The organism is Tardiphaga sp. vice154 (genome assembly GCF_007018645.1).
GTDB lineage: Bacteria > Pseudomonadota > Alphaproteobacteria > Rhizobiales > Xanthobacteraceae > Tardiphaga.
Genome location: NZ_CP041399.1, coordinates 4,977,259 through 5,004,238, shown reverse-complemented (window position 1 = coordinate 5,004,238; position 26,980 = coordinate 4,977,259). Strand labels below are relative to the sequence as shown.

Annotated in this window: 20 protein-coding genes; 19 read left to right on the top strand and 1 reads right to left on the bottom strand. The window is 65.1% G+C overall.

What is annotated here, in order from left to right; all coding sequences use genetic code 11:
• Positions 1-4 precede the first annotated feature (4 nt).
• The 7 genes from FIU28_RS23525 to FIU28_RS23495 all read left to right on the top strand — a co-directional run bounded on the left by FIU28_RS23525 (position 5) and on the right by FIU28_RS23495 (position 8,352).
• Entirely contained in the window at positions 5-481 is a 477-nt protein-coding gene (locus tag FIU28_RS23525) for a formate dehydrogenase subunit gamma (RefSeq protein WP_143575524.1), read from the top strand.
• Entirely contained in the window at positions 478-2,031 is a 1,554-nt protein-coding gene (locus tag FIU28_RS23520) for a formate dehydrogenase beta subunit (protein ID WP_143575523.1), read from the top strand. Before FIU28_RS23525 ends, FIU28_RS23520 begins: the two co-directional genes overlap by 4 nt.
• A gap of 12 nt (positions 2,032-2,043) precedes the next feature.
• Positions 2,044-4,953, top strand: coding sequence for a formate dehydrogenase subunit alpha (gene fdhF, locus FIU28_RS23515; RefSeq protein ID WP_143575522.1), 2,910 nt, complete (start codon positions 2,044-2,046; stop codon positions 4,951-4,953).
• Positions 4,954-4,955: 2 nt separating this feature from the next.
• Positions 4,956-5,807 (top strand): formate dehydrogenase accessory sulfurtransferase FdhD, encoded by an 852-nt coding sequence (gene fdhD, locus FIU28_RS23510; RefSeq protein ID WP_143575521.1) that lies wholly within the window; start codon positions 4,956-4,958, stop codon positions 5,805-5,807.
• Entirely contained in the window at positions 5,779-6,006 is a 228-nt protein-coding gene (locus FIU28_RS23505; protein WP_143575520.1) for a formate dehydrogenase subunit delta, read from the top strand. Before fdhD ends, FIU28_RS23505 begins: the two co-directional genes overlap by 29 nt.
• 215 nt (positions 6,007-6,221) lie before the next feature.
• Positions 6,222-7,178: a tripartite tricarboxylate transporter substrate binding protein gene (locus FIU28_RS23500; protein ID WP_143575519.1), complete on the top strand. Its 957-nt coding sequence runs from the start codon at positions 6,222-6,224 to the stop codon at positions 7,176-7,178.
• A 217-nt stretch (positions 7,179-7,395) separates the two neighbouring features.
• Positions 7,396-8,352, top strand: coding sequence for a tripartite tricarboxylate transporter substrate-binding protein (locus FIU28_RS23495; RefSeq protein ID WP_143575518.1), 957 nt, complete (start codon positions 7,396-7,398; stop codon positions 8,350-8,352).
• Positions 8,353-8,408: 56 nt separating this feature from the next.
• Here FIU28_RS23495 and FIU28_RS23490 read toward each other — a convergent pair whose 3' ends face one another.
• Complete coding sequence (locus FIU28_RS23490) at positions 8,409-10,757, bottom strand: Tex family protein (protein ID WP_168203022.1); 2,349 nt, start codon at positions 10,755-10,757, stop codon at positions 8,409-8,411.
• Positions 10,758-10,999: 242 nt separating this feature from the next.
• Here FIU28_RS23490 and FIU28_RS23485 point away from each other — a divergent pair, with 242 nt between their 5' ends.
• The 12 genes from FIU28_RS23485 (at position 11,000) to FIU28_RS23430 (ending at position 26,885) form a co-directional block, all read left to right on the top strand.
• A complete protein-coding gene (locus tag FIU28_RS23485; RefSeq protein ID WP_143576363.1) occupies positions 11,000-12,253 on the top strand; it encodes an Hsp70 family protein in 1,254 nt (417 codons plus the stop codon).
• 44 nt (positions 12,254-12,297) lie between these two features.
• Complete coding sequence (locus tag FIU28_RS23480; RefSeq protein ID WP_143575516.1) at positions 12,298-12,879, top strand: TetR/AcrR family transcriptional regulator; 582 nt, start codon at positions 12,298-12,300, stop codon at positions 12,877-12,879.
• A 212-nt stretch (positions 12,880-13,091) separates the two neighbouring features.
• Complete coding sequence (locus FIU28_RS23475) at positions 13,092-14,435, top strand: MFS transporter (RefSeq protein WP_143575515.1); 1,344 nt, start codon at positions 13,092-13,094, stop codon at positions 14,433-14,435.
• 84 nt (positions 14,436-14,519) lie between these two features.
• Positions 14,520-15,620 carry an efflux RND transporter periplasmic adaptor subunit gene (locus FIU28_RS23470; protein ID WP_143575514.1) on the top strand — a complete coding sequence of 367 codons (1,101 nt, stop codon included), beginning with the start codon at positions 14,520-14,522 and terminating at the stop codon, positions 15,618-15,620.
• Positions 15,621-15,631: 11 nt separating this feature from the next.
• Entirely contained in the window at positions 15,632-18,778 is a 3,147-nt protein-coding gene (locus tag FIU28_RS23465; protein ID WP_143575513.1) for an efflux RND transporter permease subunit, read from the top strand.
• Between the two features lie 17 nt (positions 18,779-18,795).
• On the top strand, positions 18,796-19,395 hold the full coding sequence (locus FIU28_RS23460; RefSeq protein ID WP_143575512.1) for a TetR family transcriptional regulator: 600 nt from the start codon (positions 18,796-18,798) through the stop codon (positions 19,393-19,395).
• Between the two features lie 35 nt (positions 19,396-19,430).
• Positions 19,431-20,054 (top strand): flavin reductase family protein, encoded by a 624-nt coding sequence (locus FIU28_RS23455; protein WP_143575511.1) that lies wholly within the window; start codon positions 19,431-19,433, stop codon positions 20,052-20,054.
• A 400-nt stretch (positions 20,055-20,454) separates the two neighbouring features.
• A complete protein-coding gene (locus FIU28_RS23450; RefSeq protein ID WP_143575510.1) occupies positions 20,455-22,731 on the top strand; it encodes an acyl-CoA dehydrogenase in 2,277 nt (758 codons plus the stop codon).
• Positions 22,732-22,744: 13 nt separating this feature from the next.
• Positions 22,745-24,028: an acetyl-CoA C-acetyltransferase gene (locus tag FIU28_RS23445; protein ID WP_143575509.1), complete on the top strand. Its 1,284-nt coding sequence runs from the start codon at positions 22,745-22,747 to the stop codon at positions 24,026-24,028.
• A gap of 8 nt (positions 24,029-24,036) precedes the next feature.
• The gene (locus FIU28_RS23440; RefSeq protein WP_168207253.1) at positions 24,037-26,142 is read left to right on the top strand and encodes a 3-hydroxyacyl-CoA dehydrogenase NAD-binding domain-containing protein; all 2,106 of its coding nucleotides are present in this window, start codon (positions 24,037-24,039) and stop codon (positions 26,140-26,142) included.
• Between the two features lie 25 nt (positions 26,143-26,167).
• A complete protein-coding gene (locus FIU28_RS23435) occupies positions 26,168-26,599 on the top strand; it encodes an acyl-CoA thioesterase (RefSeq protein ID WP_143575507.1) in 432 nt (143 codons plus the stop codon).
• Between the two features lie 76 nt (positions 26,600-26,675).
• Positions 26,676-26,885 (top strand): hypothetical protein, encoded by a 210-nt coding sequence (locus tag FIU28_RS23430; RefSeq protein ID WP_143575506.1) that lies wholly within the window; start codon positions 26,676-26,678, stop codon positions 26,883-26,885.
• Positions 26,886-26,980 lie beyond the last annotated feature (95 nt).

Genomic DNA, 26,980 nt, shown 5'->3' with positions numbered 1-26,980 from the left:
TACGATGACCTCAATCTATGAGCCATGGGAAGAGACGCGCGGCGCGGAGATCATTGCCGGCCTGACCCACGTCGAGGGCGGCACGCTGGTCATGTTGCATGCCTTGCAGGAAGTCTTCGGCTACGTGCCGGCGCCGGCGATCCCGATGATCGCCGAAGCGCGCAACCTGTCGCGCGCCGAGGTGCATGGCGTTTTCACCTTTTATCACGACTACCGCCACGAGCCGGCTGGCCAGCACGTACTGAAGATCTGCCGCGCCGAGGCCTGCCAGGCAGCCGGTGGCGATGCGCTGGCCGCGCGCGCGGAAAACAAGCTGGGCATCAAGCTGGGCAGCACCACGCCGGATCATCGCGTCACGCTGGAGCCGATTTATTGCCTCGGGCTGTGCGCTACCGCGCCGTCGGCGATGCTCGATGGCCGGGTCGTCGGCCGGCTCGATGAGAAGCGCCTCGACGCGCTCGTTGCGGAGGCCCAGCGATGATGAAGATCTTTATTCCCCGCGACGCGGGCTCGCTGGCGGTCGGCGCCGAGGAAGTGGCGGAAGCCTTTGCAGCGGCGACCGAAAGCCGCGGCCTGCAGATCGAGGTCGTCCGCAATGGCTCGCGCGGCCTGTACTGGCTGGAGCCGATGGTCGAGCTGGTGACGCCGCAGGGCCGCGTCGCCTTCGGCCCGATGACCGAAGACGATGTCGGATCGGTGCTCGATGCGATGATCGCCGACGGCGCGCATCCGCTGCGGCTCGGCCTTACCGAGGATATCCCGTGGCTGAAGCGCCAGACCCGCCTGAGCTTCGTCCGCTGCGGCGTGGTCGATCCGCGCTCGCTGGACGATTACCTCGCGCATGACGGCTACAAGGGCCTTGAGCGGGCGCTTACCATGACGCCGGCCGCGATCGTCGCCGACGTCACCACGTCGGGGCTGCGCGGCCGCGGCGGCGCCGGCTTCCCCACCGGCATCAAGTGGAAGACGGTGGCGGATACCGCCGCCGACCGCAAATTCATCGTCTGCAATGCCGACGAGGGCGACAGCGGCACCTTTGCCGACCGCATGATTTTCGAGGGCGACCCCTTCGTGGTGATCGAAGGCATGACCATCGCCGGCATCGCCGTGGGCGCCACCAAGGGCTACATCTACCTCCGCTCGGAATATCCGCACGCGATCGTCGCGACCAACCTGGCGATCGAGGCGGCGCAACGCGCGGGCTATCTCGGCGCCAATATCTGTGGCTCGGCCTATCATTTCGATCTCGAAGTCCGGGTCGGCGCCGGCGCCTATGTCTGCGGCGAAGAGACCGCGCTGATGGAAAGCATCGAGGGGCGCCGTGGCATAGTTCGCGCGAAACCGCCGCTGCCGGCGCATAAGGGCCTGTTCGGCAAGCCGACCGTGATCAACAACGTGCTGTCGCTGGCCGCGGTGCCCTACATCCTGGCCGGCGGCGCGCAGCACTATGCCGAGTGCGGCATGGGCCGGTCGCGCGGCACCATGCCGATCCAGCTGGCCGGCAACATCAAGCATGGCGGGCTGTTCGAGGTCGCCTTCGGCATCACGCTCGGCGAACTGATTGATCAAGTCGGTGGCGGCACCTTCAGCGGCCGCCCGGTTCGCGCCGTGCAGGTCGGCGGCCCGCTCGGCGCCTATTTCCCGCGCGAATTGTTCGATACGCCATTCGACTACGAGGCCTTCGCCAAGCGCGACGGGTTGATCGGCCATGGCGGCATCGTCGTGTTCGACGACACCGTCGATCTGTCGAAGCAGGCGCGCTTTGCCATGGAGTTCTGCGCCGTGGAATCCTGCGGCAAGTGCACGCCGTGCCGGATCGGCTCGACCCGTGGCGTCGAGACCATCGACAAGATTCGATCCGGCGAACGCGTCGCCGAAAACAAGGTGGTTCTCGAGGACCTCTGCAACACGTTGAAATTCGGCTCGCTATGCGCGCTGGGCGGCTTCACCTCCTATCCGGTGATGAGCGCCCTGAAGCATTTCCCGGAAGATTTCGGGCCGGTACCGGCCCGCCTGCAAGCAGCAGAATAAAGGAGCACGCAAATGTCGCTCATTCACGAAATCGATTTCGGTACTCCGCGCTCCAAAGCTGAGAAGATGGTCACGCTGACCATCGACGGCCAGAGCATTTCTGTGCCTGAGGGCACCTCGATCATGCGCGCCGCCATGGAGATGGGCACGCAGATTCCGAAACTCTGCGCCACCGACATGGTGGACGCCTACGGCTCGTGCCGACTCTGCCTGGTCGAGATCGAGGGCCGCGCCGGTACGCCAGCGTCGTGCACCACGCCGGCGATGGAAGGCCTCGTCGTTCACACCCAGAACGAGCGGCTGAAGCAGCTCCGCAAGGGCGTGATGGAGCTGTACATCTCCGACCATCCGCTGGACTGCCTGACCTGCGCCGCCAATGGCGACTGCGAATTGCAGGACATGGCCGGCGCCGTCGGCCTGCGCGACGTGCGCTACGGCTATGATGGCGAGAACCACGTCTTCGCCAAGACCAAGGGCCACTCGCACGACCACTCGCCGCATGACTGCGAGAACGATCACTGGATGGCGAAGGACGAGAGCAATCCGTACTTCACCTACGATCCCTCGAAATGCATCGTCTGCTCGCGCTGCGTCCGCGCCTGCGAGGAAGTGCAGGGCACTTTCGCGCTGACCATCTCGGGTCGTGGTTTCGAAAGCCGCGTCTCGCCCGGCATGAACGAATCCTTTCTGGGCTCGGAATGCGTCTCCTGCGGCGCCTGCGTGCAGGCCTGCCCGACCGCGACGCTGACCGAGAAGGCCGTGATCGAGATCGGCCAGCCCGAACATTCCGTCGTCACCACCTGCGCCTATTGCGGCGTCGGCTGCACCTTCAAGGCGGAAATGCGCGGCGAGGAAGTCGTCCGCATGGTGCCGTTCAAGGACGGCAAGGCCAATCGCGGCCATTCCTGCGTCAAGGGTCGCTTCGCCTGGGGCTATACCAACCACAAGGAGCGCATCCTCAACCCGATGGTGCGCGAGAAGATCACCGACCCGTGGCAGGAAGTGTCGTGGGACGAGGCGTTCAATTTCGCGGCCAAGAAGTTCAATGGCATCCAGGCCAAATACGGCCGGGATTCGATCGGCGGCATCACCTCGTCGCGCTGCACCAATGAAGAAGTGTTCGTGGTGCAGAAGCTGATCCGCGCCGGCTTCGGCAACAACAACGTCGACACCTGCGCCCGTGTCTGCCACTCGCCGACCGGCTACGGCCTGTCCTCGACCTTTGGCACCTCGGCCGGCACGCAGGACTTCGACTCGGTGGAAGACACCGACGTCGTGATGATCATCGGCGCCAACCCGACCGACGGCCATCCGGTGTTCGCCTCGCGCCTGAAGAAGCGGCTGCGCGCCGGCGCCAAGTTGATCGTGGTCGATCCGCGCCGCACCGACATCGTGCGCTCCGCCCACATCGAGGCGCAGCACCATCTGCCCTTGATGCCCGGCACCAATGTCGCCGTGCTCACCGCGATCGCGCATGTCATCGTCACCGAAGGCTTGGCCGACGAGGCCTTCATCCGCGAGCGCTGCGACTGGAGCGAGTTCGAGGACTGGGCGGCGTTCGTCGCCCAGCCAAACCACTCGCCCGAAGCCACCGCCATCATGACCGGCGTCGATCCGAAGGAATTGCGTGAAGCCGCGCGTCTGTTCGCCACCGGCGGTAACGGCGCGATCTATTACGGCCTCGGCGTCACCGAACATAGCCAGGGCTCGACCACGGTGATCGCGATCGCCAACCTCGCGATGGCCACCGGCAATATCGGCCGTCCCGGCGTCGGCGTGAACCCGCTGCGCGGCCAGAACAACGTGCAGGGCTCCTGCGACATGGGCTCGTTCCCGCACGAGCTGCCGGGTTATCGCCATATCTCCGGCGACGCGGTGCGCGAGCAGTTCGAGGCGATGTGGAACGTCAAGCTCAACAACGAGCCGGGCCTGCGCATTCCCAACATGTTCGACGCGGCCGTCGAAGGCACCTTTATGGGGCTTTACGTGCAGGGCGAAGACATCCTGCAGTCCGATCCGAACACCAAGCATGTGGTCGCGGCGCTGTCGGCGATGGAATGCGTCATCGTCCACGACCTGTTCCTCAACGAGACCGCCAACTACGCCCATGTGTTCTTTCCGGGCTCGACCTTCCTCGAGAAGAACGGCACCTTCACCAATGCCGAACGCCGCATCCAGCGCGTCCGCAAGGTGATGTCGCCGAAGAACGGGCTGGAGGACTGGGAAGTCACGCTCGGCTTCGCCAAGGCGCTCGGCTACGAGATGCACTACAACCATCCGTCCGAGATCATGGACGAAATCGCAGCCCTGACCCCGACCTTTGCCGGCGTCTCCTACAAGAAGCTGGAAGAAGTCGGCTCCGTGCAGTGGCCATGCAACGAGAAGCAGCCTCTGGGCACGCCGATCATGCACATGGACGGCTTCGTGCGCGGCAAGGGCAAGTTCATGCTCACCGAATACGTGCCGACGGATGAACGCACCGGGCCGCGCTTCCCGCTGCTGCTCACCACCGGCCGGATACTCAGCCAGTACAATGTCGGCGCGCAGACGCGGCGCACCGCAAATACGGTCTGGCACGAGGAAGACCGGCTGGAGATGCACCCGCACGATGCCGAGAACCGCGGCATCCGCGATGGCGACTGGTGCCGGCTGGTCAGCCGCGCCGGCGAGACCACCTTGCGTGCCTTGCTGACTGAGCGCGTCGCGCCCGGCGTCGTCTACACCACGTTCCACCACCCGACGACGCAGGCCAACGTCATCACCACCGAGTTCTCGGACTGGGCGACCAACTGTCCGGAATACAAGGTGACGGCGGTGCAGATCTCGCCATCGAACGGGCCTTCGGAATGGCAGAAGGAATATGACGAGCAGGCGCGGCAGTCGCGTCGGATCGCCATGCCGGTGGTGGAAGCCGCGGAGTAACCATGCTCGACCCGGTCCGCTCGGTCACACGCACGATCTGGCGCAGCATTGGCGCCAGCACGGGCGTGCGCGCGGTGCCGGAAGAGACCGCGCTGGCGATCACCTATAATGGCGGCACCTATGCCGTCATGATGGGGACGCCGCAGGATCTGCACGACTTCGCCATCGGTTTCAGCCTCAGCGAGGGCGTGGTGGCCACTGCCGCCGAGATCCAGTCGTTCGAGGCGGTGGAGTTCGACGACGGCGTCGAACTGCGGATGTGGCTCGCGCCGGACACGGCCGAGGGCATCAGCGCGCGGCGCCGCCAGATCGCCGGTCCCACCGGCTGCGGACTATGCGGCATCGACTCGATCTCCGAGGCGGTGAAGCCGGCGGCGATCGTGGGCGAGGGCAGGGCGTTTGCGCCCGAGGTGATCATGGCGGCGATGGCTGCGCTGTCGCCGCTGCAGGCGATCAACATCGAGACCCGCGCCGTCCACGCCGCGGCGTTCTGGACGCCGGCGCGCGGCATTGTCGCTTTGCGCGAGGACGTCGGTCGTCACAACGCGCTCGACAAGCTGGCGGGCCACCTCGCGCAGGCGAAAATCGACGCGTCCGAAGGCATGGTGCTGCTGACCAGCCGTGTCTCGGTCGAAATGGTGCAGAAGACCGCGGCGATCGGCGCGTCGCTGATGGTCTCGGTGTCGGCGCCGACAGCGCTGGCGATCCGCATGGCCGAGGAGGCCCACATCACGCTGGTGGCGATTGCCCGCGCCGACGGCTTTGAAATCTTCACCCATCCGCACCGCGTCGGCCTCGATGCGATGCAAGAGAATGACCATGGACATGAGCACGCACACATCGACGTCGCCTAACCGGCTGATCTACATGGCCAACCAGATCGGCACGTTTTTCAACAGCCAGGGTGAAGGCAAGGCCGTGCCGGGGATTACCGAGCACATCCGCAAATTCTGGGACCCGCGCATGCGCAAGCAGATCATGGCGCATCTGGAAGCCGGTGGCGAAGGGCTCGATCCGAATGTGAAAGATGCGCTGGCGGCGCTGAAGAACTGAGACTGCCCAAAGCCAGAAGCTGCGGTTCCGGGGGCGCGAGCGCGCCAGCGCAAGCGAACCCGGAATCTTGCCATGGGACGATGAACATCCCGGGATTCCGGGTTCGTGCGAGCTGCGCTCGCCCGCCGGCAGGATGACAACGGGTAACCCGGCCTTAATCTTGCCAGCTCACGATCTGCCCGGCAAATTACAGGCTGGTGCCAACGGAGCGCGTGATGAGGAATTTGCTGCAGTGGTCGTGTCTGGCCGCCATTCTACTGGCGCCGTTGGCGGCACACGCCGACACCTGGCCGTCGAAGCCGATCAAGGCCGTCAACCCGTTTGGCGCCGGCAGCGCCGGGGACGTCGTGCCGCGGCTGTTCTTCGAGCGGCTGAGCGCCGAACTGGGCCAGCCGATCATCATCGAAAACCGCGTCGGCGCCGGCGGCTCCATCGGCACCGGGGCGGTCGCCAAGAGCGAGCCCGATGGCTACACGCTGCTGTCGCAGACCAATGCGATCTCTATCGCGCCGGCGATCTTTCCCAATCTGGCCTATGACACCAGCCGCGATCTCGCCTCCGTGCTGATGATCGGCTACAGCGCCAATGTGATGATCGTGGCGAACGAGCGGCCGTGGAAGACCGTGCAGGACTTCCTCGCCGCCGCACGCACCAAAGGCACGGTGATCGATTTCGGCTCGGTCGGCGTCGGCAGCGCGGTGCACATCACCTCGGAAAAATTCCGCGCCGCTGCCGGCTTCCACGCCTCGCATATTCCCTATCGCGGCGGCTCGGAGGTCATCACCGACATCATCGGCGGCCGCATCGACTTCTACTTCTGCCCGCTGGCGACGGCGCTGCCGCTGATCCGCGAGGGGCAGGTGCGCGCCCTCGTCGTCTCGACGCCGACGCGGCTGCGCGACCTGCCGGAGGTGCCGACCCCGATCGAGGCGGGTCTCACGGATGCCGACAGTTCGATCTGGTTCGGCGTGTTCGTGCCCGCAAAGACGCCGGCGGAGATCATCGGGAAGCTCTACGCCAGCGGCACGAAAGTCCTGAACACCGCGGAGATGCAGGCCAGCCTGAAGAAGCTCGGCGTGGAGCCGATGCCAATGCAGCCGGCGGAGCTCGATGCCCTGCTGGTGAAGGAAATTGCGGCGAACAAGCTGTTGCTGAAGGGCGAGGGGAAGTAGCTCACCTTGTCGTTCCGGGGCTCGAGCGCGTGAGCGCGAGAGAACCCGGAACCTCGGAATGTTCAGCCCGATTTCCAGATTCCGGGTTCGCTCGCAGCTTTCGCTGCTCGCGTCCCGGAATGAAAATCTATCCCGGTCCATTTCTTGCTTTCCTTTCGCGCGTCGGCCCATTATCGGGCCACGCCGTTCCCCTGGAACGGCGCAACCGGAGCGCGTGATGAAGAAGTTTGTTCGGTGGTCCTGTGCGGCCGCCCTCCTGCTGGCGCCGTTGGCGGTGCAGGCGGATACCTATCCCTCCAAAATGATCCGGGCCACCATCCCGTTCGGCGCCGGAAGTGCCACGGACGTGGTGCCGCGCATCGTATTCGAGCGGCTCGGCGTCGAACTCGGCCAGTCGATCGTGGTGGAAAACCGCGTCGGCGGCGGCGGCTCGATCGGCACCGGCGCCGTCGCCAAGGCTGACCCCGATGGCTATTCGATCCTGGCGCATTCCTCGGCAATCACCATTACGCCGGCGATCTTCCCGAACCTGCCCTATGACACCAGCCGGGACCTGTCCGGCGTGTTGATGATCGGCTCCAGCGCCAATGTGATGATCGTGCCGACGTCGCGGTCGTGGAAGACGGTTCAGGATTTCCTGGCCGATGCCCGCGCCAAGGGCGCGCAGATCAATTTCGGATCGGTCGGCATCGGCAGCAACGTGCATATCAGCGCGGAGAAGTTCCGCATCGCCGGCGGCTTCGAGGCAACCCACATTCCGTATCGTGGCGGCCCCGACGTGATCGCCGACATTCTCGGCGGCCGGATCGATTTCTACTTCTGCCCGCTGTCCACCGCGCTGCCGCTGATCCGCGATGGCCAGGTCCGCGCGCTCGTGGTGTCCTCGGCGACCCGCTCGCCGGATCTGCCGGACGTGCCGACCCCGGCCGAGGCCGGCGTGCCCGGCGGCGACAGCTCGATCTGGTTCGCGATGTTCGTGCCGTCGAAGACGCCGCGCGACATCATCGAGAAATGGCATGCCGCCGGCGTCAAAGTACTGGCGCAGCCCGACATGCAGGCCAGCCTGAAGAAGCTCGGCGTCGGCCCGATGCCGATGACGCCTGCCGAGCTCGACGACCTGATCGCCAAGGAAATTGCGGCGAACAAGTTGTTGCTGAAGAACGTGAAGCAGTAACCAAACACGCCATGTCGTCCCCGCGAAAGCGGGGACGACATGCGGAAAGGCTTTTGTTACTTGCCCTTGCTGGCACCCTTTTCTGCCGCGCGTCGCAAGGCTTCGGCAAACGCGCCGCCGACCGCCGGCTCACCCTGCTTCTTCGGCGCCGACGATGTCATAGACTGCCGCTCGTTGACGCGCGGGCCGCGGTCGGCCTGCGGGCGATCGGCCTTGGGGCCCACCGCGTCGTCCATGCGCAGGCTCAGCGCGATGCGCTTGCGCTGCACTTCGACTTCCAGAACTTTCACCTTGACGATGTCGCCGGATTTCACGACCTCGCGCGGGTCCTTGATGAAGGTCTTCGACATCGCCGAGATGTGGATCAGGCCGTCCTGATGCACGCCGATGTCGACGAAGGCGCCGAACGCCGCGACGTTGGTCACGGTGCCCTCGAGGATCATGCCGGGCTTGAGATCGCTGAGCTTCTCGACGCCCTCCATGAACACCGCGGCCTTGAACGCCGGACGCGGATCGCGGCCGGGTTTTTCCAGCTCGCGCAGAATGTCAGTCACCGTCGGCAAGCCGAAGGTGTCATCGACATAGGCCTTCGGCTGCACGGTGCGCAGGATCTCGGCATTGCCGATCAGCGCCTTGATGTCGCTTTTGGTCGCCGCGAGAATTTTGCGCACGATCGGATAGGCTTCCGGATGCACGCCGGACCTATCCAGCGGATCCTCGCCGTCGCTGATGCGCAGGAAGCCCGCGCATTGCTCGAACGCCTTGGGACCCAGTCGCGGAACTTCCTTCAGCGCCTTGCGTGACTTGAACGGGCCGTTGGCGTCGCGGTGCTGCACGATGCTCTGCGCCAGCCCCGAGCCGATGCCGGAGACGCGCGCGAGTAGCGGCGCGGAGGCCGTATTGGCATCGACGCCGACGGCGTTCACGCAGTCTTCGACGACGGCATCGAGCGATTTCGCAAGCTTGCTCTCGCCGAGATCGTGCTGGTACTGGCCAACCCCGATCGCCTTCGGATCGATCTTCACCAGTTCCGCCAGCGGATCCTGCAGGCGGCGGGCGATCGACACCGCGCCGCGCAGCGTGACGTCGAGTCCCGGCAATTCTTCCGAAGCAAAGGCCGAGGCCGAATAGACCGACGCGCCGGCTTCCGACACCACGATCTTCGACATCTTCAGATCCGGCAGCAACTTCACCAGCTCCATCGCCAGCTTGTCGGTCTCGCGCGACGCGGTGCCGTTGCCGATCGCGATCAGCTCGACCTTGTGCTTGACGGCGAGCTTGCCGAGCGTCGCGAGTGACGCATCCCATTGCCGCTGCGGCTCGTGCGGATAGACCGCGAGCGTGTCGACAACTTTGCCGGTGGCGTCGATGACCGCGACTTTCACGCCCGAACGGAAGCCGGGATCGAGGCCCATCGTCACCTTGGCGCCGGCAGGCGCCGCCAGCAGCAGGTCGCGCAAATTGGAGGCGAACACGCGCACCGCTTCGGTCTCCGCGGCGGTCCAAAGCCGCATCCGCAGATCGATGTTGAGATGTACCTGGATCTTGGTACGCCACGCCCAGCGCACCGTCTCGACCAGCCATTTGTCGCCCGGCCGCTTCTGATCGCTGATGCCGAAGCGCTGCATGATCTTCATCTCGTAGGACGACACGACCACGGCGGTGGAGGGCTCCGCCGGCGGGCGGTCGGGCTGCATCTGCAGATCGAGGATCTCTTCCTTCTCGCCGCGGAACATCGCCAGAATGCGATGCGACGGCAATTTGTTGAGCGGTTCGCTGAATTCGAAGTAGTCCTTGAACTTCTCGCCTTCGGCCTTCTTGCCTTCGCGGACCTTCGAGGCCATCAGCCCGTTCGACCACATCTGCTCGCGCAGCGCGCCGATCAGGTCGGCATCTTCGGCAAAACGCTCGACCAGAATGGCGCGCGCGCCGTCCAATGCCGCGACGACGTCGGCGACGGCCTTGTCGGCATCGACGAAAGCCTCGGCGACCTGCTTCGGATCGTTCTGCGGCTCGGTCAGCAGCAATTCCGACAAAGGCTCGAGGCCGGCTTCCTTGGCGATTTCCGATTTGGTGCGGCGCTTCGGCTTGAACGGCAGATAGATGTCTTCGAGGCGGCCCTTGCTGTCGGCGGCCATGATCGCGGCCAGTACCTTGTCGTCGAGCTTGCCCTGTTCCTTCACCGAATCCAGGATCACGAGGCGGCGGGCTTCCAGTTCGCGCAGATAGTTCAGGCGCTCTTCCAGGTTGCGCAATTGCGTGTCGTCGAGCTCGCCGGTGACTTCCTTGCGGTAGCGGGCGACGAACGGCACCGTGGCGCCACCGTCGAGCAGTTCGACGGTCGCCGACACCTGCTGCTCGCGGACGCCCAGTTCTTCCGCAATCTGTCGAATAATATTTGCCAACGCGCAGTTCCTTCGCAACATCGCGGCGGGTCACTTCCCCGCCGTCGGGAGACGCTTATGAACCCATGCCGGGCGATTCATCAACCCCGATGGGGAGCCATTCAATGTTCTGTGGATGGCCTTGTTTTATCCCGTAAATTGCGGCTTTTCCCGCCAAATCTGCGCTTGCGTGCAGTGCAAAAAGATAAAGCTAGATCGGCGGCGTCGATCTGTGTAGACGGACGTTCCTTCCGGGAGCGATGATGTCTACTTGCGGTCTAGATTTTGGAACGTCGAACACGACGCTCGGCACCCTGAAGGGCGATGTCCCGGTCCTGGCGGAGCTGGAGGCCGGCCACACGACAATTCCCTCGGCGATCTTCTTCGAGGCCGACGGCGCCACCCTGATCGGCCGCAGGGCGATCGAAGCCTATGTCGAAGGCACGTCCGGCCGGCTGATGCGCAGCCTAAAATCGGTGCTGGGTACGTCGCTGATCGACGAGACCACCCGGACCGGCCGCGAGCGCATCTCGTTTCGCGATATCATTGCGTGGTATCTCACCGCCGTGAAACGGCGCGCCGAGACGGCGACCGGAAAACCGTTGCGCAACGTGGTGCATGGCCGCCCGGTGCATTTCGTCGACAACAACGAAGCCAACGACCGCAAGGCGGAGGCGACCCTGCGCGACATCGCCACCGAGGTCGGCTTCGAGCAAGTGACCTTCCAGTTCGAGCCGATCGCCGCGGCACTCGATTACGAGCGCACGCTGCATTCCGAACAGATCGCGCTGATCGCCGACATCGGCGGCGGCACCTCGGACTTCTCCATCGTGCGGCTCTCGCCGGAGCGGCATCTCAAGGCCGAGCGCCAGGCCGACATTCTCGCCAATGACGGCGTGCGGATCGGCGGCACCGATTTCGACCGCCAGCTCAGCCTCGGCGTCATCATGCCGTTGCTCGGCTACCGCACGGCGATGAAGCGCGCCGGGCTCGACGTGCCCTCGGGCTATTTCCACGATCTCGCGACCTGGTCGAACATCAACCGGATGTACGAATCCAAGGTGATGAACGAGGTCCGCCAGGTCCGTTACGAGGCCAAGCAGCCGGAATTGCTCGATCGCCTGGTCCGCGTGCTCGACGAGCAGCGCGGCCACACGCTGGCGATGGAGATCGAGGACGCCAAGATCGCATTGTCCTCGGCGCCGAATTCGAGCATCGCGCTGGACTGGATCGAGCCGGGGCTCAAGGCCGGCGTCGCGCGGAAAGAGCTGGTCGGTCACACCACCTCGCTCGCCGATCGCATCACCGCGCGGATCGGGATCTGCCTCGAGCAGGCCGGCCTGCAGGCTGATGACATCGACGCCGTGTTCCTCACCGGCGGCTCGGTGCAGCTCGCCCATGTCCGCAAGGCGATCACCTCCGCCGTGCCGAATGCCCGCGCCATCGAAGGCGACACGTTTGGCGCGGTTGGCAAGGGCCTGACCATCGAGGCGGTGAGGCGCTACGGGCCGGGCTAGGCGCGCGCTCTTGATCGGCACCGCCGCGCCGCCATATTAAGCCCATGACCAAGCTTTCGAATCGCGAACGTATGCTCGCCGCCGGCCTCGAAGTCGTGCATGCGCACGGCTATGCCGGGGCCAGCGTGCGCGACATCGTCAGCGCGGCGGGCGTGCCGCAGGGCTCGTTCACCAACCACTTTGCCTGCAAGGAAGAGTTCGTCCTCGAGATCCTCGATCTCTACGTTGCCGCCGGCCGCGAGCTGATGGCGGCGACGCTGCTCAACGAAAAGCTGTCACCGTTGCAGCGGTTGAGCGACTACCTCGACGCCAACCAGTCACGGCTCGACGCCAACCAGATGCGCAACGGCTGCCTGTTCGGCAATTTCTCCGCGGAAGCCACCGACCATAGCGAGCCGATCCGTGCGCGGCTGGTCGAGATTTTTGCGGAGCTGCAGCGTCATCTGGCGATCTGTCTGCGCGCCGCCGTCGAGGCCGGCGAATTGCCGGAAGACTTTGCAACTGACGAGGTGGCCGGCTTCATCGTCTCGTCGCTGCAGGGCGCCTGCCTGCTGGCCAAGGCGGAACGCAGCCCCGCGCCCTTCACCCGCTTCAAGCAGGTGCTGTTCAGCCAGGTGCTGCGCTAGTGTCGCCGTAGGGTGGGCAAAGGCGTTCTCGCGCCGTGCCCACCGACTGCAGAGCGTGCGATGGTGGGCACGCCGTGCCGCGCTTTGCGCGATGCAGCTTTGCCCACCCCACAAGTGGTCGGCCCGGTTGCCGCCCCCCTCCCACTTCGATAGACCCCCCGGGCAACGCTGCGGCAATCTGCCGCCGCCAAGAACGACGTCCGGGAGACCCTATGAGCCAGACCGCCAGCGGCGCTGACGCAATGATGCGCGCCAAAACCGACATCGAGACCGCAACCATCCGCGCGATCTCGTGGCGGCTGATCCCGTTCCTGGTGCTGGCCTATTTCCTGGCCTATCTCGACCGCGTCAATCTCGGCTTCGCCGCGCTCACGATGAATGCGGAACTCAATTTTTCGCCGACGGTGTTCGCCTGGGGGGCCGGCATCTTCTTCGTCGGCTATTTCCTGTTCGAGGTTCCCTCCAATATCGCGCTCGAGAAATTCGGCGCCAGCCGCTGGATCGCGCGCATCATGGTCACCTGGGGGCTGATCTCGGCGCTGATGGCGGTGGTGTCGGGGCCGTGGAGCTTCTACTCGCTGCGCTTCCTGCTCGGCATTGCCGAAGCCGGTTTCTTCCCCGGCATCATTCTCTATCTGACCTACTGGTACCCGGCCGAATACCGCGCACGCTTCCTGGCCGCCTTCGCCATCGCCGTGCCGGTATCGACCGTGATCGGCGCGCCCGTCTCCGGCATGCTGCTCGGGCTCGACGGCATGATGGGCCTGAAAGGCTGGCAGTGGCTGTTCATCATCGAGGGCATTCCCTCGGTGGTGCTCGGCGTCGTCTGCTGGTTTTACCTCACCGACCGGCCGTCGCAGGCGACCTGGCTGTCGGCCGAGCAGAAAGCCTGGCTGGAACAGCGCATCGACGCGGAAGTCGCCGCCAAGAAGGAAGCCGGGCAGCTGACGCTGTGGCAGACCATGGCCTCGGGCCGCGTGCTGATGCTGTCGCTGATCTATTTCTGCTTCGTCGCGGCATTGTACGGCATGCAGTTCTGGCTGCCGCAGATCGTCAAGGCGTTCGGCTTCAGCAACGTGCAGACCGGCTTCGTCACCGCGATTCCCTATGCGTTCGGCTCGGTGGCGATGATCCTGTGGGCGCGGCATTCCGACAGGACGCGCGAACGCGTCTGGCACGTCGGGCTGCCGATGATCCTGATCTCGGTATCGCTGGGCACGGCCGGCCTGCTGACCGACCCCACCTGGACGATGGTCGCGCTCTCAGTCGCCGCGATCGGCGTGTTCTGCACCTTTGCGCTGTTCTGGACGCTGCCGACCTCGTGGCTGACAGGGGCCGCCGCCGCCGGCGGCATCGCCATGATCAACTCGATCGGCAACCTTGCCGGCTTTGGCGGGCCCTATCTGATCGGCTGGATCAAGGAGGCGACCGGCTCGACCTCGACCGGCCTGCTGGTGCTGGCGGTAATGCCGCTGATCGCCGGTGCCTTGGTATTGTTCGGCAAGCACGACACCTCGGCGGAGTTCGCAGCAGTGCGAAAACAACCCGCGATCTAAACAAATTCTGACCACTGACGAATATTGACATTCGTCAGTGGTCAGGCCAGTTTCCGCGGGACGCCACCCGAAGGAAGCTCAGCGATGTCCGGCCTCTCCATTCTCCATTTCCGCCAGCCACTCGTGCTAGCTTTGATGCTGCCCGCCCTGGCGCTGGCCGGTTGCGGCAAGAAGGAAGAGGCCAAGGCCGAGCCGCCGCGGCCGGTGCTGGTCGCGACCGTCAAATTCCAGCCGGAGCAGCCGGCGCGCAGCTTTGTCGGCACCATCAAGCCCAGGGTCGAGACCGACATCGGCTTCCGCGTCCCCGGCAAGATCGCCAAACGCCTGGTCGAGGTCGGCCAGACCGTCGAAATAGGCCAGCCGCTGGCCACGCTCGACGAGGTCGACCTGTCGCTGCAGGCCGAGCAGTCGGTCGCCGAACTTTCCGCCGCCACCGGCGTACTGGCGCAGGCCGCCGCCGCCGAGGGCCGCGCCAATGAATTGCGCGCCAAGGGCTGGTCGACGCAGGCCCAGCTCGATCAGGCCAAGGCCTCCGCCGACGAGGCCCGCGCCCGCCTCAACCGCGCCGAGCGCTCGGTCAATCTGACCAAAAACTCTCTATCTTATGCGACGCTGCTGGCCGACACCCGCGGCGTCGTCACCGCGACTCTGATCGACCCCGGCCAGGTCGTGGCCGCCGGCCAGACCGCGGTGCGCGTCGCGCGCTTTGCCGAGAAGGAGGCCGTGGTGGCCATCCCGGAGACGCTGGTCGGCCGTGCCAAGGATGGCACCGCGAGCGTGTCGCTGTGGTCGGAGCCCGGCCGGCGCTATGCCGCGAAGCTGCGCGAAATCGCGCCGAATGCCGATCCGGCGACCCGCACCTATCTCGCCAAATTCTCGCTCCCCGATGCCGACGACAAGGTGTCGCTCGGCATGACCGCAACCCTGACCCTGTCGGACGTCACCTCCGAACGCGTCGCGCGGCTGCCGCTGTCGGCGCTGTTCAGCCAGGGCGCCAATCCTTCGCTCTATACCGTCAACGACAATGGCGAGATCGCGCTGCAGCCAGTGAAAGTGAAATCCTACGAGAGCAACGACGTGATCATCACCGGCGGCGTCGAGGACGGCGCGCGCGTGGTGACGCTCGGCGTGCAGAAACTCGACCCGTCGCAAAAAGTCCGCATCGTTTCCGCATTGACCTTTTAAGGGCCACGCCGATGCATCGCTTCAATCTCTCTGCCTGGGCGGTCAGCCATCCCGCGCTGATCCTGTTCCTGATCGTGGCGCTCGGCATTGCCGGGTTCTTCTCCTACGAGAAGCTCGGTCGCGCCGAGGATCCGTCATTCACGGTCAAGGTGGTCAACATCACAGCGGTCTGGCCCGGCGCTACCGCACGCGAAATGCAGGAGCAGGTCGCCGATCCGATCGAGAAGAAGCTGCAGGAGCTGCCCTATTTCGACAAGGTGCAGACCTATTCGAAACCGTCCTTCAGCGCGATGCAGATGACCTTCAGGGACAATACGCCGCCGAAGGACGTGCCGTATCTGTTTTATATGCTGCGCAAGAAGCTCGCCGACGTGCAGGGCAGCCTGCCGACCAATCTAATCGGGCCGACGGTGAACGACGAGTTTAGCGACGTCGATTCTATTCTCTATACGATGACCGGCGACGGCGCCGACTACGCGCAACTGAAGAAGGTCGCCGAAGGGCTGCGACAGCGGCTGCTGAAAGTGCGGGGGGTCAACAAGGTCAATTTCTACGGTACCCAGGACGAGAGGATCTTCGTCGAATTCTCGCACGCCAAGCTGGCGACGCTCGGCATCACGCCGCAGACGCTGTTCGACTCGCTGGCCAAGCAGAACGCTATTGCGCCCGCCGGCACGGTCGAGACGTCGTCGCAGCGTGTGCCGTTGCGCGTCACCGGCGCACTCGACGGCTTCAAGGCGGTGGCGGAAACGCCGGTCGAGAGCGGCGGCCGCACCTTCCGCCTCGGCGATATCGCCACCGTCAGCCACGGCTTCGTCGATCCGCCGGATTTCAAGGTCCGGCAGCGCGGTACGCCGGCGCTGGCGCTGGGCGTGGTGACGGCGAACGGCGCCAACATTCTCGATCTCGGTCGCGAGGTCGAAAAGGCCAAGAACCAGTTCATGGCGGCGGTGCCGCAGGGCATCCAGGTCGAGCAGATCGCCGACCAGCCGGTGGTGGTCGAAAAGGCCGTCGGCGAATTCGTGCATTCCTTCATCGAGGCGCTGGCGATCGTGCTGTTCGTCTCGTTCCTGGCGCTTGGCTGGCGCACCGGCATCGTGGTGGCGCTGTCGGTGCCCTTGGTCCTGGCGATCGTCTTCATCGTGATGAATGCGATGCATATCGACCTGCACCGCATCACGCTCGGCGCGCTCATCATCGCGCTCGGCCTCTTGGTCGATGACGCCATCATCGCCGTGGAGATGATGGTGGTGAAGATGGAGCAGGGCTGGGACCGCGTCCGCGCCGCGTCCTACGCTTGGGAATCCACCGCGTTTCCGATGCTGACCGGCACGCTGATCACCGCGGTCGGCTTCCTGCCGATCGGCTTCGCCAATTCCGCGGTCGGCGAATATGCCGGCGGCATCTTCTGGATCGTGGCGATCGCGCTGATCGCCTCGTGGTTCGTGGCGGTGATCTTCACCCCCTATATCGGCGTCAAGCTGCTGCCGGATTTTACCTCCTATGCCAAGGCGCATCCCGATCCGCATGAAATCTACGAGACGCGGATGTATCGCGCCCTGCGCCGCGTGATCGCCTGGTGCGTCGATCACCGCATCAAGGTGGTGGTCACCACCGTCGGCATTTTCATCGCGTCGATCGTCGGCTTCGGCCATGTGCAGCAGCAATTCTTTCCGCTGTCGGAGCGGCCCGAACTGTTCCTGCAGTTGCGTCTGCCGGAAGGCACCGCCTTCGGCGTCACGGAAAAGTCCGTGCAGACCGCCGAGAAACTGCTCAAGGACGACAAGGACATCGCGACCTACACATCTTACGTCGGCCGCGGCTCGCCGCGTTTCTGGCTCGGCCTCAACCCGCAATTGCCGAATGAAGCCTTCGCCGAGATCGTCATCGTCGCCAAGGGCGTCGCTGAGCGCGAGCGCATCAAGGCGAAGATCGAGAAGGCGGCGGCCGAGGGCCAGCTCTCGGAGGCCCGCGTCCGCGTCGATCGCTTCAATTTCGGCCCGCCGGTCGGTTTCCCCGTGCAGTTCCGCGTGGTCGGGCCGGACACCGCGACGGTGCGCGGGATCGCCTACAAGGTCCGCGACGTCATGCGCGCCAACAAGAACGTCAAGGATCCGCATCTCGACTGGAACGAGCAGACGCCGTACCTCAAGCTGGTCGTCGATCAGGACCGCGCCCGTGCGCTCGGCCTGACGCCGCAGGAGCTGTCACAATCGCTGGCGATGCTGATCTCCGGCGCGCCCGTAACCACGGTGCGCGATGGTATCGAGAAGGTCGGCGTGGTGGCGCGTGCGGTGCCCGGCGAGCGGCTCGACCTCGGCCGCGTCGGCGACCTCACCATCACCTCCCGCAACGGCGTTGCCATCCCGCTGTCGCAGGTCGCCACGATCGAATACGCCCATGAGGAGCCGATCCTGTGGCGGCGCAACCGCGACATGGCGATCACCGTGCGCGGCGACGTCGTCGACGGCGTGCAGTCGCCGGATGTCACCAGCCAGATCGCGCCGCAATTGCAGGCGATCCGCGACAGCCTGGCGCCGGCCTACCGGATCGAGGCGGGCGGCGCGTTCGAGGAATCCGCCAAGGGCAACGTCTCGATCGCCGCCCTGTTTCCGCTGATGGTCATCCTGATGCTGACGCTCCTGATGATCCAGTTGCAGAGCTTTTCGCGGCTGGTGCTGGTGTTTCTGACCGCGCCGCTCGGCATCATCGGGGCCTCGCTGGCGCTGAACGTCGCCAATGCCCCGTTTGGCTTCGTGGCTTTGCTCGGGCTGATCGCGCTGGCCGGAATGATCATGCGCAACGCCGTGATCCTGGTCGACCAGATCGAGAGCGACGTCGCCCACGGCCTGACCCGCCATGAGGCGATCGTCGAGGCCACGGTGCGCCGGGCGCGCCCGGTGGTGCTGACCGCGCTGGCGGCGATTCTGGCGATGATCCCGCTGACGCGCTCGGCTTTCTGGGGACCGATGGCGATCACTATTATGGGCGGGCTGTTCGTCGCGACCTTCCTGACGTTATTGTACCTGCCGGGGCTTTATGCGCTCTGGTTCCGCAAGACGCTCGAGGAACGCGGCCCCGGCGAGGACGTCGATCACCACGCCCCGCAGCATCACGACGAACGGCAGCTGCCTCGGCTTGCCGCAGCCGCGGAATAATAGAAGACCGTGCGATCATGACCCTCGTTTCCGACACCGTCGAAGCCGACATGCAGGCCCGCATCATCGTGGTGGCGGAACGCCTGTTCCGCGACATCGGCTACCAGAAGACCACGGTGGCCGACATCGCCCGCCAGTTGCGGATGAGCCCGGCCAATGTCTACCGCTTCTTCGACTCCAAGAAGTCGATCAACGAAGCGGTGGCACGGCGGTTGATGGGTGAGGTCGAGGACGCCGCGCATCGGATCGTCGCCGGGCCGCAGCCGGCGCAGCTGCGGTTGCGCGAGCTGCTGTCGTCGATCCACCACATGAATGCGGAGCGCTATGTCGGCGATGCCAAGCTGCACGAGATGGTCGCCATCGCGATGGAGCAGAGCTGGGACGTCTGCACGGCCCATATGGAGCACATCACCGGCAATATCGCCGAGGTGATCGCCGCGGGTGCGGCCTCCGGCGAATTCCACGCGCCCGACGTGGCGCTGGCCGCGATGTGCACCTGCACCGCGATGCTGCGGTTCTTCCACCCGCAGATGATCGCGCAATGCTCCGACAAGCCCGGCCCCTCGCTCGACCAGATGATCGACTTCGTCCTTGCCGGGCTCGCGCCGCGCGGCTAGACGACAGCGCGAACGCCAGCACAGGGGATTTCAGCGTGAACGCCAGCGACCTGCATTCCTACCAGCCGAAGGACGGCCACGGCCTCAAGCACGATCCCTTCAACGCCATCATCGGCCCGCGGCCGATCGGCTGGGTGTCGTCGCGTGATGCGGACGGCCACGTCAATCTGGCGCCCTACAGCTTCTTCAATGCTTTCAATTACACGCCGCCCTTGATCGGTTTCTCCTCGATCGGCGTCAAGGATTCCACCCGCAACATGCAGGCAACGGGCGAGTTCGTCTGGAATCTGGCGACGATGGACCTGGCAAAACAGATGAACGCGACCGCAGCCCATGTCGGCCCCGAGGTCGATGAATTCGAGATCGCCGGATTGACGGCGGTGCCGAGCACGCTGGTCAACGTACCCCGGGTCGGCGAAAGCCGCGTCGCGTTCGAATGCAAGGTCACGCAGATCATCGAACTCACCGGCGCCAATGGTGCGTCGGCCAACGCCTTCCTGACGATGGGCGAGGTGGTTGCCATCCACATCGACAAGAGCCTGATCGTCGATGGCGTCTACCAGACCGCGCTGGCCGGCCCGATCCTGCGCGCCGGCCGCCGCGGCGACTATTTCCATATCCGGCAGGACGCCATGTTCGAGATGAACCGGCCGGATTAGTTCCATCATCGGCGTGCCGGCCAATGTTCAGTGCACCTCTCCCGGAGGGAGAGGTCGGATGATCGAGCGTAGCGAGATCATCCGGGTGAGGGGTTAGGGACCTCTCGATGGCGCTGTGCCCCCTCACCCGACCGGCTTCGCTGCGCTTCGCCGATCGACCTCTCCCCAACGGGGAGAGGTGACAAAACATATCCCTTTCGACTCGATCGACGGCGAACTTGCTATTCACTTGAAATTCCCGTGACGACAAGTCACGGCGTTGCACCGCGCAATTGCGGAACGGTTGCGGTATCCTGCCGTTGAAAATGGCTCGGTTCCCGAACCCAAACATCCCAGAGCAAATGCGCCCGGCGGCGCCGGCCCCAGGCATGCCGCCGCTGCGATCCCGGAGGGTCTTCCCATGAGCTCCACCCATTTCCGTCGCGACCATATCTCCAAGCCGATCTTCCGCTGGGCGAAGGGCGTGCTGCCGACCATGTCGGACACCGAGCGCGAGGCGCTGGAAGCCGGCGACACCTGGTGGGACGCCGATCTGTTCACCGGCCATCCGGACTGGGCCAAGCTGCTGAAGGTAAAACCCGCGGCGCTGACAGCCGAGGAGCAGGCGTTCATGACCGGGCCGGTCGATACGCTGTGCGAGATGCTCGACGACTGGAAGATCAACTGGGAGCTGCGCGACCTGCCGCTGGAGGTCTGGGACTTCATCAAGCGCGAAAAATTCTTCGGTATGATCATCCCGAAGGAATATGGCGGGCTCGGCTTCTCGCCATTTGCTCACTCCGAAATCGTGCGAAAAATCTCGTCGCGCTCGGTGGTCGCCGCGGTGACCGTGATGGTGCCGAACTCGCTCGGGCCCGGCGAATTGCTGATGAAATTCGGCACCGACGACCAGCGCCAGAAGTGGCTGCCGAAGCTGGCCGATGGCCGCGACATTCCCTGCTTCGGCCTGACCAGCCCGGAAGCCGGCTCGGATGCGGCGGCGATGGTCGACAGCGGCATCATCTGCAAGGGCACGTTCGAGGGCCGCGAGGTGCTTGGCCTGCGCCTGAACTGGCACAAGCGCTATATCACGCTGGGTCCCGTCGCGACCCTGATCGGCCTGGCCTTCAAGGCTTATGACCCCGACCACCTCGTCGGCACCGAGGACGAACTCGGCATCACCGTGGCGCTGATCCCGTCGCATCTCGACGGCGTCGAGATCGGCCGCCGCCATCTGCCGTCGATGCAGGTGTTCCAGAACGGCCCCAACAAGGGCCACGACGTCTTCATCCCGATGGACTACATCATCGGCGGGCAGGAGCGGCTGGGGCAGGGCTGGAAGATGCTGATGTCGGCGCTGGCCGCCGGGCGCGGCATCTCGCTGCCGTCGCTGTCCGCCGCCGGCGCCGCCTACGCGGCGCGCACCACCGGGGCCTATGCGCGGATCCGCGAGCAGTTCAACATCCCGATCGGCAGGTTCGAGGGCATCGAGGAGCCGCTGGCTCGGATCGCCGGCACGGCCTATCTGCTCGATGCGTCCCGGCGCATGACCTGCACCGCGCTCAATCTCGGCCATCATCCCGCGGTCATCTCCGGCATCATGAAGCTGCACGCCACCGAGCGGATGCGTACCGCGATCGACGATGCGATGGACATCCATGCCGGCAAGGCGGTGATCGACGGGCCGCAGAACTACCTGGGCAATCTGTATCGCTCGGTGCCGGTCGGCATCACGGTGGAGGGCGCCAATATATTGACGCGCAATCTGATCGTGTTCGGCCAGGGCGCGATCCGCGCGCATCCCTATCTGCTCTCGGAAATGAACGCGCTGGCCGACCCCGACAAGGCGCGCGGCCTCGATGCCTTTGACAGGGTTTTCTGGCGGCACGTCGGTCACAGCATCAAGACGCTGTTTCGCGCCTGGGGCCGTAGCTGGACCGGCGGCGTGCTGGCGCCGGCGCCGAATGCCGGCGATGCCACGATGTTCTATCGCCAGCTGTCGCGCTATTCCGCGGCGTTCGCACTGTGCGCCGACATGGCGCTGCTGACGATGGGCGGCGCGCTGAAGCGCAAGGAAATGCTGTCGGCGCGGTTCGGCGACATCCTGTCGGAACTGTATTTGCTCTCCGCCGTGCTGAAACGCTTCGAGGATGAGGGCCGCCAGCAGATCGATTTCGCGGTGCTGGAATGGTGCATGCACACCGGCTTCCGCACCATCGAGATGCGCTTTGCCGAAATCCTCGCCAACTTCCCGAACCGCTTCGTCGCGGGCCTCCTGAAGTTCATCGTGCAGCCCTATGGCGCCCGCACGCTCGGGCCTTCCGACCTTGTGACACGGCTGTGTGCGCTGAACATTCTTGAGCCCGGCGCCGCACGCGAGCGCCTGACGCCGGATCTCGCGCATGTCGATGACGATCGCGGCTTCGCGCGGCTGGAGCAAGCCTTTGCACTGGTTACGGCCGCCGACGGCATTGCCAAGCGGCTACGGACTTCGAAGATCAAGAAGTGGCAGGATGCCGTGGCCCGCGGCGTCATCACCCAGGCGGAGGGCGAACAGCTCGCGACGGCGCAGGCGGCGGCCGCGGCCGTCATCGCGGTCGACGACTTCGCGCCCGACGAACTCTCGCCGGGCTACAAGAAACCGGCGGACGTGCACCAGTTCTTCCAGCACCTCGGCGAGCAGAGGGCGGCCTCCTGATGGCAAGTTTCTCATGACAAGACCGGTCTATATCGTCGACGGCAGCCGCACGCCGTTCCTGAAGGGGCGCTCCGGGCCGGGCCCGTTCACGCCGGTCGATCTCGCCGTACAATGCGGCCGGCCTCTCCTGGCGCGGCAGAAGTTTGCGCCGGACGCTTTCGACCAGGTGATCCTCGGCTGCGTCAACGTCATTGCCGACGAGATGAATCCCGCGCGGGTCGCAGCCCTGCGGCTCGGCATGGGCGAGGCGATGGTCGCCTTCACCGTGCAGATCAATTGCGGCTCCGGCATGCAGTCGATCGATACCGCCTACCGCACTATCCGCGAAGGCTCTGCCAATATGATCCTGGCCGGCGGCGCGGAAGCGCTGAGCTACGCACCCTTGGTCTGGCCGCAGAACGGCGTGCGCTGGTTTGCTGGCCTCGCGATGGCCAAAGGCATGGTCGCCAAGGCCGCAGCCTTCGCCAGAGCGCGGCCGGCCTACTTCAAGCCGGTCATCGGCCTGGAGCGTGGCCTCACCGATCCGATCACCGACCTCAACATGGGCCAGACCGCCGAGAAGGTCGGTCACCTGTTCGGCATCACGCGGGCGCAGTCCGATGCCTACGCCAACGAGAGTCACAAGCGGCTGGCCCATGCGCAGGCGCAAGGCTGGCTGAAGGGCGAGGTCGAAACGGCCTTCGCCCGCGACGGCAAGTTTTATGACTTCGACGACGGCGTGCGGCCGGACTCGACGGTTGAGAAGCTGGCGTCGCTGAAGCCGGTGTTCGAGCGGCCGTGGGGCCAGGTCACCCCCGGCAATTCCTCGCAAATCACCGACGGCGCGTCTTGGACCATTCTCGCTTCCGAAGACGCCGTGCAAAAATATGGCCTGACGCCAAAAGCGAAAATCGTCGACAGCCAGTGGTCGGCGCTCGATCCCTCGATCATGGGGCTCGGTCCGGTGCTGTCCTCGAACGATCTCTTGAAGCGCAATAATTTGACGATTCACGACATCGACACCTGGGAGCTGAACGAGGCGTTCGCCACGCAGGTGCTGGGCTGCCTGGCGGCGTGGAATGACGAAAAATTCTGCCGCGAGGTGCTCGGCCTCGACGGCGTGGCCGGCGAGATCGATCGCGCGAAACTCAACGTCGACGGCGGCGCCATCAGCCTCGGCCATCCCGTCGGGACCTCGGGTAACCGCATCGTGCTGCATCTGGTCAATGCGATGCAGCGGCTCGGCACCAAGCGCGGCATCGCCACCGAATGTATCGGCGGCGGATTGGGCGGCGCGATGCTGATCGAAGCGTTATGAGGAACGGCATGCATAGCAAGATCATGGACGTCCTCGCCGACCGCGTGCTCGAACTGGGGCCCAGCAACACTGAATCGGCGGAGCAGGGCGCCTACAAGCACTTCAGGCTGACGCGCGACGCCGACGGCATCGCCTGGCTGTTGTTCGACCGCGCGGGCGCCAGCGCCAATACGCTGTCGGCCGACGTTCTGGAAGAATTCGATGCCGTGCTGGCGGCGCTGGAAGTCCACCGCCCGGCCGGGTTGGTGATCCGATCCGCCAAACCCTCCGGCTTCATCGCCGGCGCCGACGTCAATGAATTCCGCGGCGCCACTGACGCGCGGCTGGTGGAGACCGGGATTGGCCGGGCGCACGCCGTGATCGACCGGCTGGAAACGCTGAAGATTCCGACCGTCGCCGTGATCCACGGCTTCTGTCTCGGCGGCGGGCTCGAAGTCGCACTGGCCTGCCAGTCGCGCATCGCGATCGAGGATGCGCGGTTCGGCTTTCCCGAAGTGATGCTCGGCCTGCATCCGGGCCTTGGCGGCACCGCGCGCTTCACCAGCCTGGTCAATCCGATGCAGGCGATGACCCTGATGCTGACCGGCAAGACGATCGATGCGCGCAAGGCGAAATCGCTCGGCCTGGTCGATGCCGTGACGCAGGAGCGCCACGTCCGCAACGCGGTGAAGGACGCCGTATTCGGCCGGCTGCGCCGCGCCAGGCCCGGCCTGCTCCATGCGTTGCTCAACTTCTCGCCGGTCCGCGGTATCCTCGCCTCGCGCATGATCGCCGAGGCCGGCAAGGCCGCGCCGCGCGAACACTATCCCGCGCCCTATGCGCTGATCGCTCTGTGGGAGCGCCACGGCGGCAACCGCGCTGCGATGCTGCGCGCCGAGCAGGCGTCGTTCGCCGATCTGATGGTGACGCCGACGGCGCAGAACCTGATCCGGGTGTTCTTCCTGCGCGAGCAGATGAAGAAGCTGGCGGGCGCCGGCCACACGATCGAACATGTCCACGTCATCGGCGCCGGCGCGATGGGTGGCGACATCGCGGCGTGGTGCGCGAATCAGGGGCTGCGCGTCACGCTGGCCGACATGAAACCGCAGCCGATCGCCGGCGCGGTCCAGCGCGCTGCCGATCTGTTCGGCAAGATCATGCGAAAGCGCACCGACCAGCGCGATGCGCTCGACCGGTTGATCCCAGACATGGACGGCGAAGGCGTGCGCAGCGCCGATTTGATCATCGAGGCCGTCAGCGAAAATCTCGATCTGAAACAGAAGGTTTTTGCGGCGATCGAGCCCCGCATGAAGCCCTCGGCGATCCTTGCCACCAACACCTCCAGCATTCCGCTGGAAGATATGCGAAGCTCGCTGGCCAATCCGGCCCGCTTGCTCGGGCTGCATTTCTTCAATCCGGTATCGCGGCTGCAACTGGTCGAGGTCGTCAGCCATGACCGCGTCGATGCCGGCCTGCTGAAGCAGGCGATGGCCTTCGTCGGCGCCATTGACCGGCTGCCGCTGCCGGTGAAGTCGTCGCCGGGCTTCCTGGTCAACCGCGCGCTGACGCCCTACATGCTCGAAGCCATGGTGATGCTCGACGAGAAGATCGACAAGACCACCATCGACGCCGCTGCCGAGCAGTTCGGCATGCCGATGGGGCCGATCGAACTCGCTGATCAGGTCGGGCTCGATATCTGCCTTGCGGTCGGCGACATGCTGCGCTCGAAATTCGGCGATCTGCTGCCGCCGACGCCGGCCTGGCTGCGCGAAAAGGTCTCCCGCGGCGAACTCGGCCGCAAGACCGGGCAGGGCTTCTATACCTGGAAGGACGGTCGCGCCGACAAGACCTCCGGCGCCGTGGTAACGACCAAGCCGACCCAGGAAATGATCGACCGCCTGATGCTGCCGATGTCGAACGTCTGCGTCGCCTGCCTGCGCGAGGGCACGGTGGACAACGCCGACATGGTCGATGGCGCGATGATCTTCGGAACCGGCTACGCGCCCTTCCGCGGCGGCCCGATGAACTATGCCCGCAACCGCGGCGCGGAGAATATTGTGGCCACCTTGCGTACCCTGGCGGTAAAGCATGGCGACCGGTTTGCCCCTGACGAGGGATGGGAGAATTTCAAGTGACTCAAAGCGCGGCAGGTGACTGCCTATGACGGACGCAACATTGGCCCGGGGAACCGATCCGCGCAAAGAACCCACCGGCGACCTGACCATCCGGCAGCTTGCCATGCCGGCCGATACCAATGCCAATGGCGATATTTTCGGCGGCTGGCTGCTCGGCCAGATGGATCTCGGCGGGGGCATTTTCGCCTCCAAGATGGCCCGGTCGCGCACCGTCACCGTGGCCATCGACGCGATGAATTTCCGCAAGGCGGTGTTCGTCGGCGACGTTGTCTCGGTCCATGCGACGCTGGTGCGGATCGGAAAGACCTCGATCACCGTGCATCTGGAAGCCTGGGTGCTGCGCCGTAATGAAAACGCCTCGATCCTGGTGACCGACGGCCACTTCACCTATGTCTCGATCGACGAGCAGGGCCGCAAGCAACCGATCCAGCGCGAGGGCCAGCCGGTTTCCGCGTAGTCCGAATTGGAACGGAAATGGCGCCGCTCGGTTGATGGCCCGGAATATGCAGAGTTATGCATATCGGGGAATCGTCATGTCATCAGACACCTACATCATCGAAGTCAGCCAGCAGGCCGCCGGCATCGTCGTTCGCAATCCCGACGGCTATCGTTTCTTTGCCGCAACGCATCGGTTCAACCCGATGGAAGGTCAGCTGTTCGCCAACGCCCGCGAGGCCGAGCGCGCCGCTTTCCTGTTCGCGAGCCAGGGATTTCTGACCGCGCCGGTCATTGCCGCAGCTTGAGCGTTTCGCCGGTCTCCTGACGGGGCAAGGTGGGACAGGGGGCGCGCGACGTTGACGCGCGCGGTCAAATAACCGCACCATGGACGCCTTTGCTG